A 12459-nucleotide genomic window follows, 5' to 3' on the forward strand; every position below is an offset into this window, starting at 1 on the left:
TTCGTATAAAAAAGTATAATTTACCCTTTCTCATTTAAGTAATAAGTTATGTAACTTTAAAAATTTCCGATCAGTAAAAAAAGATGAATTCTTTTAAAAAAGAATTCATCCATAAGATAAACTATTTATTTTTATTACAGTTACATCCTTTTTTCTTTACATAGCCTTGCTCCGCTAAGTCTCTTTGCGATTGGGAATTGGAAGATTGAGAATTGGAAGATTGAGAGGATGCTGAAGAGCTACTATTTTTATTATAAGAGTAGTTTTTTCGATAGTTATAATTACTCATAGTACTATCACCTCCAATTTAATATATAAATATTATATGTATGTCCACTATCAATTGTTACTATTTTTAATAGGAAGAGAAGATACAATAAAAAAATCTCCTTGGTATTTTCCTAGGAGATAAATGATGATTCTTTTGAAAATTTACAAATTAATAGCCCCAGTAAAGAGGGAAGTAATAAGAATCTTGGTGATGCGGATTATGTTGTTGAGCGAGGGGCTGGGTTGGATAATTTTTCATTTCACGGTTTTGATTGCAGTTTGACGGAGGACCAATTACAGTAGTTGATTGAATAGGGGAAACCGCTTGTTTCCATTGTTGTTCATTGAGGCAGTAAGTATGTGCCATCATATGAGCAGGAGTTAATCTTAAAATGTCAGAACCGAAAATAACTTCTGGCGCTGGAGCATTGAAAATAGCTAATAAATGAGTATTATTTGCTGTAGCAATTTCATAATGCCACCACGCTTGTGGAATGTTGGCAACTTGCCCGGGTTTTATCGGTAAGTTTAATATTTGATTCGTAAATGGATTAAGTAAAGAAACAACAGCAGACCCTGAAATACAATAAACAAGTTCAGCTGCATTTTGATGAATATGTGGTTCTACAACATTTCCTGTACTTAAATAAATATCTAATAAAGAAGTATTTTCTAAAGTATTTAATTGTTTAATACCAAGTACATTTATATAGTTTTGGGCATCTTTCCGAAAAAAATTACTTTTATTTACATCATAAGTAAAATTGGTTGAGGGGGAGGTATAGTCGATGTTGGCAGTCAATTGTATTATCCGCCTTTCTATAGGTAAGTTAGGTTACAAAATTAGGATATGTGTCTAGTCTTTGTTTTGTGCTGTTGTTGGTAGCTTAATAAATTCACTTATTCCATAAAGAATAAGGTGTTAAGACCAAACTATATTCGTATTCCCATTCATACTTTGGATTGATGGAAAAAAGTAATGAAAATGTTAATTTAAAATTACATCAATTATTTATAAGGAGTGAATGTTCATGTCATTTAGTGAAATGATTAGAAATGAAGTACTCAGCTGGGCAGGTGTTTCTGAAAAACCGCATCGATTTGGTGGTATTGAAATAAATTATGGCAAGAAAGAACTTGGCCATCTTCATGGTGATAAATTAGCTGATTTACCATTTCCGAAGTTAAAGCGAGATGAATTAGTGAAGCAAGGCTTGGTAAAACCACATCACGTATTACCTGAATCAGGATGGATCAGTTATTATTTAAAGAGTGAAGAGGATATTCCATTTGCAATTGAGTTATTTCGTATGCAATATGACCGAATTAAAAAGTAATGAAATAAAGTAGGATAATAAAAATTTATTTTTATGTCACATCCCTCCTTATCGTTCGTCTTGTATGTAGAACGATAAGGAGGGATTTTATTATGAATACATTTGATATAGCAATTGTTGGCGGTGGGCTTGCTGGATTAACAGCATCTATATATTTAGCGAAAGCTGGAAGGAAAGTGATTGTATTAGAAAAGTCCAGTCAATTCGGTGGCCGAGGGATGACTATAAATAAAAATGGAATCTGCATGAATCTTGGTGCACATGCTTTATATAGAGGTGGGGCAGCGTTTATAACTTTTAATGAGCTCGGTATGAATCTTCCAGGTGGAATACCATCTACAAAAGCACATGGAATATGGAAAGGGGATATATTCACCATCCCAACAGATTTTCGCTCAATTTTATCAACACCACTACTTTCTTGGTCTGCAAAAGTACAATTCTCACGTCTTATGATTCGTTTAGGAAATTTAGATGTAGGAGAAGTTCCGAAAATGAGTCTAACTACATGGGTAGAAAATGAAATAAAAGATCCAATGGTTCGCAATATATTTTATGCGCTATGCCGGACAACAACATATACGTTTGCTCCTACAATACAATTAGCATCATCTGTACTAAAACAAATACAGCTTTCTATAAAAGAGGGAGTGCTTTATGTAGATGGTGGTTGGGAGACGATAATAACAAAATTAAGAGCTATAGCGAATGATATCGGGGTACAGTTTTTGGCTAAAAAGCATGTTGTGGAAATTGAGCATTCCGAAGGTAAACAAAGAATACATTGTGTTGATGATGAGGTTTTTGAAGTAGGCGCAGTCATCGTGACGACTCCGCCGAAAGAAGCTTGTAAAATAATAAAAGGTGCAGAAGGAACAAGTTTGCATAGATGGAGTGAACAATCGGTATCGGTTACTGTTGCTGCATTAGATATTGGCTTGAGACAATTACCCAATCCTACACATCAATTTGTATTAGGATTAGATCGACCTATATTTTTCACAAATCAATCGAGAGCAGCTAAATTAAGTGAAGATGGATCAATTGTAGTGAGTCTAATTAAGTACTATAATCCTGTACTTGAGATGAATCATATTCGTGATGATAAAGAACAGTTGGAAAGTACGATGGAGTTGTTACATCCAAATTGGAAAAGAGAAGTTGTTGCACAGCAATATTTACCGAAAATAATAGTAGTACATGATTTTCCTCATATTGACCGTGTTGAAAAACCGGGCCCTAATATACCTGAAATGCCAGGTGTTTATGTTGCAGGAGATTGGGCAGGGCATGATGAAATATTAGCTGATGCTGCGGTAGCAAGCGGGAAACGTGCAGCGTTACACATTTTAAAGCAATATGAAAGTGAGGCAGTTCATCATGGAAACGGAGCAGTTATATGAAGCGTATCAACCATTATTATTTTCGTTAGCATACAGAATCCTTGGGAGTGTTATGGATGCTGAGGATATCGTTCAGGATGTATTTATCTCGCTAAATAATATAGAAAATCCTCAATCTATAGAAAATATGAAAGCATATTTATGTAAGATGGCGACAAATCGTTCAATTGATAAATTACGATCGGCAGCGCATAAACGTAACGTGTATGTAGGGATGTGGTTGCCAGATCCAATTGTAGAAGAGAGTGATGAGCCATCAAAGTCATTTATAATGAAAGAATCCCTTTCCACCGCATATTTATTACTTTTACAACAATTATCTGAGGTAGAAAGGATTGTTTTCATATTAAGAGAGGTTTTCAGTTATGAATACGAAGAAATAGCTTCAATTGTTGATAAGAGTAGTGTGAACTGCAGGAAAATCTTTCAACGTGCTCGAAAAAGCATGTTGGAGAAACCGAAGCAATCAAAATTAAGCACGGAGAAAATGGCTTCTTATGTTGAAAAGTTTGTATCATCATTACAGTGTGGGGATGCGGAAGGTATGTTAGAAGTATTAAAAACAGATGCTATACTCAAAGCTGATGGTGGTGGTAAAGTTACGACTGCTATTAACCCGATTTATTCTGCGGATCGAATTATACGTTTGTTCTTTGGGATTGCACAACGATTGACAGAAGAGTACACTGTTGATTTCAAAATGGTCGATGGTATACCAGGAGTTATAGTTACAATAAATAATAAAGTAACTTATGTTCTTTCGTTTGCATTTGAGGATGAGAAAATTTCAAATATTTATATGATGGTTAACCCTGAAAAACTTATGCATTTAAATGTAAAAATATAAAAAAGCGCATTTCTTCAGAAATGCGTTTTTTATTATTTTTCTAACATTTCAAGAGGTACATCTTTTTCGCCAGCTACCTCAAATTTAATTTCCCCGTCTTCTTCATAAATACGTGTAATAATCGGTATAGTAATCATTAATTTTTTATGCTGCTTTCGTTTTCGAGCAGCATCTAAGCTAATCACGTTCATTTGTAAGCATCCTTTCTTCTGGAAATATATAAACAAAGAAAATGCGTCCGAAAAGGGCGCTTAATTGAATTTGAAATACCGATTCATTTAAATGGGGTTTATATAATTTAATAACTGCAATTTTAATATGAAATAATATGAATGGAATAATTGCACGTAGAAATTAACTTTACCAAAAAACGAAACAATATGCTATAAAAAAATCAAATCTTTGTCATATAACAGGAAAAAGGTTTTTGTTTCGCATATAATAAAAAGTAGACGGGCAGCAAGAGCTTTTTCATCATATTGCTTTGGAAAGGCGATGAAAAAAATGGATACGTTAGATTCATTATTATTTCAACTTGAACAATATGGAGAAGAGCATGATCGAAATAAAAAAACACGGGAAGAAAAATTACGGAATATTACTCGTGAGATGGGGCAATTTTTATCAATTTTAGTAAAAGGGTGTAGCGCAAAAAATATCTTAGAAATTGGAACTTCTAATGGTTATTCTACATTGTGGTTAGCTAATGCGGTAGAAGAAACAAATGGAAATGTAACAACTGTAGAGCTTTCTTCAGAACGAGTTGGAGAGGCACTTGTCAATTTTGAAAAGGCAAACCTTTTACAAAGGATTGATGTTCATAATCAAGAAGCAGGGGCATTTTTAGATGCGCAATTAGATCATTCATTTGATTTTATTTTCCTAGATTCAGAGCGTACGCAATACATGTGGTGGCTTGAGCATATAAAACGCATTTTACAACCAAAGGGCTTTCTTGTTGTTGATAACGCAACCTCTCATGCAAATGAATTAGCCGAGTTTAGAAAAATGATAGAAGAAGATGAAATGTTTGAAACGGTTTTATTGGCATTTCAAAATGGAGCATTTGTAGCACATAAGAAGAAATAGGGTATAGCGTAATATAATTATCACATTGAAAAAGGGTGTATGTCAAAAGATTGAGTACAGTAGGATAGGAGAACATAATTTATAGTAACATACGAAGAATCCGCCTTCAGCATGTCGTTCTCTAGGTCTTAAGTCTGAGGAAAATTATGTTGATTACAGGTATACTTATAGTAAGAAACAGGGAATGACTGCATAAACAGGCATTTCTAAAAAAATCGATTTCAAGCAGTCAGAATGTATATGAAATACGATATAATTGATGAAATATAGTGCATATAAATTCGCACATATAAATAAAGGAGCGATTTTGTTGACTGAACTCGAGAAAAAAGAACCTGTATCCATTGTGAAAGATAATAATGTAGAAGTAGTAGTTGATACAGTTATAAAAGATGAAGAATTAGAGGAACTAAATAAAGAAGCTGATCTTTATGTACAAAAGTTAAATAGCGAGCAAAATACAGATTTATCAAAAGTATTGTCTCAGCTAGGAGATTTAGGAGATAAAGAGCAACAGGCAGCAGGACAAACGTTATCAGCTTTAAAACGCCCTGTAACAGCGATGATGAATGGGAAAAATGAAGAAATTCCAAATACATTGTTAGAATTACGAAAAGTGGTATCAGAGCTTGATCCCAATTCACTTAAAGCAAGTGGTATGAAGAAAATAATGTTTAAAGTATTCAAGAAAAATCCACTTGAAACATACGTGCATAAATACCAATCTATAGATAAACAAATCGAGGAAATCATTAGATCCCTTCTAATTGGCCGTGATAACTTACAAGAGGATACAGTGGGTCTTGAAATGTTAAAAGAACAATCGCACGATAAAATTCATGCGCTTGATAAACAAGTATACTTAGGGAAAAAGCTTGCTGGCATGCTTGAAGCTGAGAAACAAAACCCAGAGCGTCAAAGAGATATTCCATTAATTAACGATGCGTTAGAAAAGATACTTGTACGTACACGTAATATGCAGCAAGCGAAAAGTGTGTTATTACAATCTATCGCATCTGTAGACATTATTAAGAAAAATAATGAAAAGTTAACGGAGGCAATTCGTAATGCAATTACGATGACGCAAAACGTTGTAACGGTTTCAGCTGCTATTCAGCTAGCGTTAACAAATCAACGGAAAACAATCGATGCAGTGAATGCGACAAATGAAGCAATTGAATCAATGGTATTAAGCAATTCTCAAGCATTAAAACAAAATACAGAAGAAACAACAAAACTGCTTGAAAATCCTGCAATTAGCATGGATAAATTACGCGAGTCATTCCAAAACGTATTCGCTGCAATTGAAGCTTCTGAGAAATCGTCAGAACGTATTATCGAGTCAAGTAAGAAGTTTGTTATTGAACTAGACACATTTAATGATGAAATGAAACAAAAACTCATTCAGCGCCCAAGAAAATAGCAGACTTTTAGAGGAGGTGAAAAAATGAGTTTCATTCAAACTGTATTAGTACTATTAGGTACATTGCTTTTAATCGCATTTACTGTCGTTGTATTAGTTGTATATTTCGGACGTAAACTGTATTTTTCATGGACGAAGCCATATAAAAGAGCACACGATTCTTTAGATAAGTTATCGAATAAATCATTACCGTTTCTACAAGAATTTACACAACACCCTCTCTTTTATCGTTGGATTCGTACGGAAGGAAAGAAAGAACAACATACATTAAACACTCTTTTCTGTGCATCGGGTCAACGTACGAGAGAGCAAGTATTCTCGATGTTACCGAAAGAAAAACAGAAAAAAGTACATGTAATGGCAAAAACAACGAAAAAGCTTACTAATGAAGATATTGATGTAGCGGCGATGAAAGTAAAAGATTTTTTAAGACAAGAAACGCAGCAAACTGTAAAACCGACAGATTTATCGTTTTATAAATTGTATTTTTATGATCGATATCCAGATGCATTAAATACAATTCAAGCGTATAAACGCTCAATAAATCCTTCATTACAACGAACGGTTGATGATATTACAATTTCAGTATTAAATGCTTTGCCGTATTATCAAGAACAACGCATGTTTGAGCAACAACATAAACTTGAAACGTTCTTAATGAAAGATTTAACGGCCATGTTATCGTTGGTAGTACAATTACCACCTTCACAAAGACCAGAGAAGGAAGAAGAACTGAAAATCTACTTGGAAAATTTCCAAAAAGAAATGGAAGTAGTAGAGCGAGATATTCGCGACTCAATTGATCACGATTTAAATGTGAAGATGAGAGCAGCGACTGAGAAGTTTAAGAATAAATAACAAAAAGCGCCTTAAAAGCTAAGTATCACAGCTTTAGGGCGCTTTTTGTTATGAGATTTTATTTTGCACTAACGGTAGTATGACTAGAAGCCACACTTTCATTATGCAATCGATCAACTGCAGTTACGACATACGTATACGTTTCTCCAGAAATAACGGTTTTATCTACATAAATTTCTCCAAGTTTTGTTTTTCTTACAGTAGTAAGTAAATTTTTCGGATTTTGTATATCCACTTCATTTTTCCCATTCGCGCGGTAAATAGCGTAATAAGTAGAATCATTATCTCTATTGTCAATGATACCGATTGCAATACCTTCATCTCTTGGAATGGCACCTTTTAAAGTCGGTTGTTTTGGTGGATCATGATCAAGCCAAGGCATAGGCGGAATTAATGCAGGATATTTATATATGTCTTTTGAGAGTCTATCTTTAGCTCCAAGTGGATTGTTATTAATATCTTTTAAGCTAAAATGCATACTACCTTTTATTTCGGGATATAGCCGGTTTAATGCAATTTGTCTTGGATATTCTTCTGGATCAGACCAAGCAGGGACGGAGTTATTATTAATTTTATAGGCCGCTTGACCGATGTATAGGTGAATCGGTTTGTTATTTGTTTCTTTAACCCACCAATCTACTAATATGTCATATGCAGCTGGGGTAAAACCTATATTCCAATATATTTGCGGTGTAATGTAGTCAATATATCCTTTTTGTATCCACTCACGTGTGTCAGCATAAAGGTCATCATAGTTTCTTTGGCCTGCGGTTGTGTTAGAGCCAGTCGGATCGTCAGCTACATTTCTCCATACGCCGAACGGACTAATGCCAAACTTTACATATGTTTTTTCTTGTTTTATAGCAGTATTTAAATCTTTTACAAGTTCATTTACATTGTTACGTCGCCAATCTTCTATATTTGTAAATCTACCGTTATTATATGTTTCGTACGTTTTCTGATCTGGAAATTCTTCACCAGCCACTTTATATGGATAAAAATAATCATCCATATGCAGCGCATCAATATCGTAATTTTGCACGATTTCTAAAGCACCTTCTGTTATAAATTTTTTCACTTCTGGAATACCGGGATTGTAATATAACTTTCCGCCATAAGGGACAACCCAATTGGGATGTTGCCTTGCAGGGTGATTATTTGATAATCGATTTATATCGGTGTGATTCATCGTTATTCGGTATGGGTTAATCCAAGCGTGGAATTCTATATTTCTTTTATGAGTTTCTTCAATCATAAATGCAAGCGGGTCATAACCAGGATCTTTTCCTTGTGTTCCTGTAATGTATTCAGACCAAGGACCGTAATTTGAAGGATAGAAAGCATCAGCGGTTGGTTTAATTTGTACAACAACTGCATTCATACCAGTGCTTTTTACATCGTCTAATAATCTTATAAATTCTTGTTTCTGTTTTTCAATGGGTAAGCCAGTTTTTGAGGGCCAATCAATATTCAGAACAGATGCAATCCATACAGCACGTAATTCATGTTTTTTGTATGCAGTATTTACTTCAGCATAAGTAGAGTGAGGGGGAATGAAAGAGAAAGGGATGAACAAGATGACGATACAACATATCATTAATAAACGTTTAACAATCATTTATACGCCTCCCTATCATATGATTATTTAAAATAATATAGGAGGCGAGGTTGAATTTGCAATAGAGAAAATTGCATATTGAAACATTAATTTAATAGGAAAAATATTTTTAATGAAATTTACTTTCATTATAACTAAATTCATTTACTACTTCATATGCTTGTTAGTAAAGTGAAACTTCCTTTCATTTGAAGGGTAATAAATTATAAGTATAGGAGGATTAATAAATGAAAGTTTTGTTCGTCTGTTCTGGAGGAATGTCCAGTGCAATTGTTGTAAACGCTTTAAAAAAAGAAGCGGAGAAAAATGGTGTGAACATGGAAGTGCATGCAATTGGAACGAATGAGGTAGAGGAAGAAGTAAAGAATGGCTGGGATGTCGTAATGGTGGCACCTCAAATAAGACACCGATTTGACTCTGTAAAAAAATTTGCAGAGGAGGAATCTATTCCGTGTGGCATCATTCCACCGCAAGCATACACGCCACTTGGAGGCCCGACTTTATTAAAAACTGTAAATGAATTAATTAGTTAGGAGGAAGCGTTATGAATAAGTTTGTCACGTTTCTTGATAAAAACTTATCTGGCCCGATGGCAAGGCTTTCTGAGCAGAGGCATCTACAAGCAATCCGTGATGGAGTTATTTCGGCGTTACCATTTATTATAGTAGGAAGCTTTTTTTTAATAGTAGCATTTCCACCACTGCCGAAAGATAGTTTCATATCGGTTTGGGCATTAAAGAATCAAACAAGTATATTGATACCATATCGTTTAACTATGTTTATTATGTCCTTATATATAGCATTTGGAATAGGATATAATTTAGCGAAAAGTTATAAATTAGATGCTTTATCAGGAGCACAGCTTGCGGTATGTTCACTACTTTTAACATTAACGCCTGAGTTAATTGATAAAAAAGGATTCATGCTTCCGATGACAAATCTTGGAGGTCATGGATTATTTGTGACGATGATCGTCTCTATTTTATCAGTTGAGATTTTAAGGTTTTGTAAGAAGAATAACGTAACGATAAAAATGCCAGAACAAGTACCACCGTCAGTATCACGTTCATTTGAAGCACTTATACCTGCAGCATTCGTTATTATTATGATGAGTCTTATTACAGTCGTTTTTAAAGTTGATTTACATTACGTTGTAGATAAACTAGCCGCACCGTTAGTAAAAGCTGGTGATAGTTACTTTGGCGTTATTATACCTGTATTTTTAATTACGTTTTTCTGGTCTTTCGGGATACACGGAGTATCAGTTGTAGGTACTGTGGCAAGGCCACTTTGGGATGTGTATTTAGGAAAGAACGGTGAAGCTGTAGCAAGTGGAGCGAGTCATTTTCCGTTTATTGCACCAGAACCGTTTTATCAATGGTTTATTTGGATTGGTGGTTCGGGTGCAACGTTAGGGCTTGTGTTAGCTATGATTATATTTGGTCGATCAAAATATTCAAAAGCATTATCGAGAACATGTATTGTCCCTGGGATTTTTAATATAAATGAACCGGTTATATTCGGTTTGCCGATTGTATTAAATCCAATTTTAATTATTCCTTTCGTCATTACCCCGTTAGTAACAGCTACTATAGCGTATGCTGCAACCGCAATGGGATTTGTAACACCAACGCATATTATGCCGCCATGGACATTACCTGCTCCAATTGGTGCATATTTAGCAACAGGTGGAGATTGGCGTGCGATTGTATTAGTTTTTATAAATATAACAATATCGTTCCTTATTTATTTACCATTCTTTAAAATGTACGACAAAAATATGCTTGAAATCGAAAAGAATGGTGACGGAGAGTCGGTTAATCCTTAATCTACATGCTGTTATTTTGAGTGATAGACTTTTTGTCTATCACTTCTTTCACATTAAAACTAGAAAGGGGGAAATAGAATGAATATAAAATTTAGTTATAAAGGTGTGTTTTTATTACTATTTGGAGTGATTTGTGCAAATTTACTTTTTGTCCCTTTATTAGGCATGCTAAATTTATCACAAATGCATAGTATTTGGCTCGTTACAAGTATTGCGGCAAGCGTTTTGCTTACGGTAGTTGTTTCTTTCATTGATGGATCGTTTGCATCGAAAGCTCAGTTGTTTTTTAGATTTATATTGTTTTCGATTGGTTGTACGTTCGTTACTTACATGCTTGTTTTTTAGTAAATAGGAGGTCATGCACGTTATGTATATTGCAGGGGTAATTTTAACATACTGTATGAACCATCCATTTTTGAACATGAAACCACCAAAATCAACAGGTAGAGAACAGTTTGGAGAAGCGTTTGTGACTGGATTATTGAATCGATTTAAAAAGCATAGTAAAGAAAATATATTGACAACTGTCACGATGTTTACAGCATGTTCAATTGTTCATCATTATAAGGCGTTTATTTTGCCGTATTATGAAATTGATGAGGTGATTTTAGGTGGTGGTGGAAGTTATAATAATACACTTGTTGAAATGTTACGGAATGGATTAAGAGAAGAGAAATGTAGCATATGTATACAAGAAGATATTGGTCACTCTTCAGCAGCGAAAGAAGCAATTTCGTTTGCTATTTTAGCAAACGAAACATATCATCGTAATTCAAGTAATGTGCCGAGCGCAACAGGTGCTAAGAATTCCGTAATTTTAGGGAATATAACATTCCCTCCATACGCAGATGAAAATGAGGCGAACATATGAAGTATATGATTGGAGTAGATGGCGGGGGAACGAAGACAGAGGCAATTGCATTTGATCAAGATGGAAATGAAGTTGTAAGAGGTACGAGCAGATTTGGAAATGTATTAATAGATTTTGATCAGGCACTTTTGCATATTATGGAAGCAATTAATCAATGCCAGAAGAGTTTAATGAATGAGCATTGCGTTTGTATTTGTTTAGGATTAGCTGGTATAAGCGGAGGGAATACAAATGAATTAACATTACGTTTAAAAAAGAAATACGGAACAAAAATTGAAATTTTTAATGATGCAATGATCGCGCATGCAGCTGCTTTAAAAGGTAAGGAGGGAATATTAACTATAGGTGGTACAGGTGCAATTTGTATAGGAAAGAAAGGGGAAGTATATCAGTATAGCGGTGGATGGGGACATATTTTAGGAGATGAGGGGAGCGGATATTGGATTGCATTACAAGCTTTAAAGAAAATGGCAATTCAGTTCGATCAAGGAATCAGTCTTTGTCCATTGAGTTTGAACATTCAAAGGCAGTTTCAACTTTTGACACCGTCTCATATAAAAAGCTTAGTATATACTTCTTCTAAAGATAAAATTGCAGCAATCGCGCCATTAGTTATTCAGGAAGCGAGAAATGGCAATGATGATGCGCATGAAATTATGATGCAAGCTGGAAAGGAATTGGCAAGGATTACAGTAAGTGTTTATAACAAGTTGAACTTTAAGCACTCAACGCCAATTGCAGTAAGTGGCAGTATATTGCGTTTAGTTCCTGAAATATTTGCTGTATTTAAGAAATGCTGTGAAGATAGTATGAAAGAAATTACATTCGTATCACAAGCAGAAATGGCAGTGAAAGGAACATATTATTTAATGAGGGATATATATTTTTAAAAATAGTGTATGAGAATTTTTGTAT

The 12459-nt window shown here is 34.4% G+C and carries 14 protein-coding genes and 1 pseudogene; 11 read left to right on the forward strand and 4 right to left on the reverse strand.

Annotated features, from left to right (window positions below; genetic code table 11):
• Positions 1-121: 121 nt before the first annotated feature.
• Both ACQGS6_RS15525 and ACQGS6_RS15530 read right to left on the reverse strand, forming a co-directional pair.
• On the reverse strand, positions 122-289 hold the full coding sequence (locus ACQGS6_RS15525) for a hypothetical protein (RefSeq protein WP_002094006.1): 168 nt from the start codon (positions 287-289) through the stop codon (positions 122-124).
• Between the two features lie 150 nt (positions 290-439).
• Entirely contained in the window at positions 440-1072 is a 633-nt protein-coding gene (locus ACQGS6_RS15530) for a cupin domain-containing protein (protein ID WP_000126329.1), read from the reverse strand.
• A gap of 229 nt (positions 1073-1301) precedes the next feature.
• Between ACQGS6_RS15530 and ACQGS6_RS15535 the strand changes: the two genes are divergently transcribed.
• From ACQGS6_RS15535 to ACQGS6_RS15545, 3 genes are all read left to right on the forward strand, one after another.
• On the forward strand, positions 1302-1607 hold the full coding sequence (locus ACQGS6_RS15535; protein WP_000010319.1) for a luciferase family protein: 306 nt from the start codon (positions 1302-1304) through the stop codon (positions 1605-1607).
• 92 nt (positions 1608-1699) lie between these two features.
• A complete protein-coding gene (locus ACQGS6_RS15540; RefSeq protein WP_426965288.1) occupies positions 1700-3010 on the forward strand; it encodes a phytoene desaturase family protein in 1311 nt (436 codons plus the stop codon).
• Complete coding sequence (locus ACQGS6_RS15545; protein ID WP_426965289.1) at positions 2988-3857, forward strand: sigma-70 family RNA polymerase sigma factor; 870 nt, start codon at positions 2988-2990, stop codon at positions 3855-3857. Before ACQGS6_RS15540 ends, ACQGS6_RS15545 begins: the two co-directional genes overlap by 23 nt.
• A 32-nt stretch (positions 3858-3889) precedes the next feature.
• Here ACQGS6_RS15545 and ACQGS6_RS15550 read toward each other — a convergent pair whose 3' ends face one another.
• Positions 3890-4048, reverse strand: coding sequence for a hypothetical protein (locus ACQGS6_RS15550; RefSeq protein WP_001100984.1), 159 nt, complete (start codon positions 4046-4048; stop codon positions 3890-3892).
• Positions 4049-4352: 304 nt separating this feature from the next.
• Between ACQGS6_RS15550 and ACQGS6_RS15555 the strand changes: the two genes are divergently transcribed.
• The 3 genes from ACQGS6_RS15555 to ACQGS6_RS15565 all read left to right on the forward strand — a co-directional run bounded on the left by ACQGS6_RS15555 (position 4353) and on the right by ACQGS6_RS15565 (position 7227).
• Positions 4353-4946, forward strand: coding sequence for an O-methyltransferase (locus tag ACQGS6_RS15555; RefSeq protein WP_016109961.1), 594 nt, complete (start codon positions 4353-4355; stop codon positions 4944-4946).
• Positions 4947-5256: 310 nt separating this feature from the next.
• Entirely contained in the window at positions 5257-6369 is a 1113-nt protein-coding gene (locus tag ACQGS6_RS15560) for a toxic anion resistance protein (protein ID WP_000137407.1), read from the forward strand.
• Between the two features lie 24 nt (positions 6370-6393).
• Complete coding sequence (locus tag ACQGS6_RS15565) at positions 6394-7227, forward strand: DUF3974 domain-containing protein (protein WP_000008381.1); 834 nt, start codon at positions 6394-6396, stop codon at positions 7225-7227.
• A 58-nt stretch (positions 7228-7285) separates the two neighbouring features.
• Here the strand turns inward: ACQGS6_RS15565 and ACQGS6_RS15570 are convergent, their stop codons facing one another.
• The gene (locus ACQGS6_RS15570; protein ID WP_000636009.1) at positions 7286-8845 is read right to left on the reverse strand and encodes a glycoside hydrolase family 10 protein; all 1560 of its coding nucleotides are present in this window, start codon (positions 8843-8845) and stop codon (positions 7286-7288) included.
• Between the two features lie 227 nt (positions 8846-9072).
• Here ACQGS6_RS15570 and ACQGS6_RS15575 point away from each other — a divergent pair, with 227 nt between their 5' ends.
• The 5 genes and pseudogenes from ACQGS6_RS15575 to ACQGS6_RS15595 all read left to right on the forward strand — a co-directional run bounded on the left by ACQGS6_RS15575 (position 9073) and on the right by ACQGS6_RS15595 (position 12434).
• Positions 9073-9378: a PTS sugar transporter subunit IIB gene (locus ACQGS6_RS15575; RefSeq protein ID WP_000865907.1), complete on the forward strand. Its 306-nt coding sequence runs from the start codon at positions 9073-9075 to the stop codon at positions 9376-9378.
• Between the two features lie 11 nt (positions 9379-9389).
• Positions 9390-10673: a PTS sugar transporter subunit IIC gene (locus ACQGS6_RS15580; protein WP_001032294.1), complete on the forward strand. Its 1284-nt coding sequence runs from the start codon at positions 9390-9392 to the stop codon at positions 10671-10673.
• Positions 10674-10751: 78 nt separating this feature from the next.
• Positions 10752-11018: a hypothetical protein gene (locus ACQGS6_RS15585; protein WP_001021965.1), complete on the forward strand. Its 267-nt coding sequence runs from the start codon at positions 10752-10754 to the stop codon at positions 11016-11018.
• Positions 11019-11058: 40 nt separating this feature from the next.
• A pseudogene (locus ACQGS6_RS15590) lies at positions 11059-11544 on the forward strand (anhydro-N-acetylmuramic acid kinase); the annotation flags it as partial.
• On the forward strand, positions 11541-12434 hold the full coding sequence (locus tag ACQGS6_RS15595; protein ID WP_000876619.1) for a BadF/BadG/BcrA/BcrD ATPase family protein: 894 nt from the start codon (positions 11541-11543) through the stop codon (positions 12432-12434). The pseudogene ACQGS6_RS15590 and the gene ACQGS6_RS15595, both read left to right, overlap by 4 nt.
• Positions 12435-12459 lie beyond the last annotated feature (25 nt).

Source organism: Bacillus sp. GMs2/2 (genome assembly GCF_050172095.1).
In the GTDB taxonomy this organism is placed as follows: domain Bacteria; phylum Bacillota; class Bacilli; order Bacillales; family Bacillaceae_G; genus Bacillus_A; species Bacillus_A cereus.

Bases quoted from the DNA above. Each gene is read 5' to 3' on its own strand.
- ACQGS6_RS15570 (WP_000636009.1), bottom strand. From the start codon at position 8,845: ATGATTGTTAAACGTTTATTAATGATATGTTGTATCGTCATCTTGTTC.
- ACQGS6_RS15535 (WP_000010319.1), top strand. From the start codon at position 1,302: ATGTCATTTAGTGAAATGATTAGAAATGAAGTACTCAGCTGGGCAGGT.
- ACQGS6_RS15565 (WP_000008381.1), top strand. From the start codon at position 6,394: ATGAGTTTCATTCAAACTGTATTAGTACTATTAGGTACATTGCTTTTA.
- ACQGS6_RS15595 (WP_000876619.1), top strand. From the start codon at position 11,541: ATGAAGTATATGATTGGAGTAGATGGCGGGGGAACGAAGACAGAGGCA.
- ACQGS6_RS15555 (WP_016109961.1), top strand. From the start codon at position 4,353: ATGAAAAAAATGGATACGTTAGATTCATTATTATTTCAACTTGAACAA.
- ACQGS6_RS15525 (WP_002094006.1), bottom strand. From the start codon at position 289: ATGAGTAATTATAACTATCGAAAAAACTACTCTTATAATAAAAATAGT.
- ACQGS6_RS15585 (WP_001021965.1), top strand. From the start codon at position 10,752: ATGAATATAAAATTTAGTTATAAAGGTGTGTTTTTATTACTATTTGGA.
- ACQGS6_RS15580 (WP_001032294.1), top strand. From the start codon at position 9,390: ATGAATAAGTTTGTCACGTTTCTTGATAAAAACTTATCTGGCCCGATG.
- ACQGS6_RS15575 (WP_000865907.1), top strand. From the start codon at position 9,073: ATGAAAGTTTTGTTCGTCTGTTCTGGAGGAATGTCCAGTGCAATTGTT.
- ACQGS6_RS15550 (WP_001100984.1), bottom strand. From the start codon at position 4,048: ATGAACGTGATTAGCTTAGATGCTGCTCGAAAACGAAAGCAGCATAAA.
- ACQGS6_RS15540 (WP_426965288.1), top strand. From the start codon at position 1,700: ATGAATACATTTGATATAGCAATTGTTGGCGGTGGGCTTGCTGGATTA.
- ACQGS6_RS15545 (WP_426965289.1), top strand. From the start codon at position 2,988: ATGGAAACGGAGCAGTTATATGAAGCGTATCAACCATTATTATTTTCG.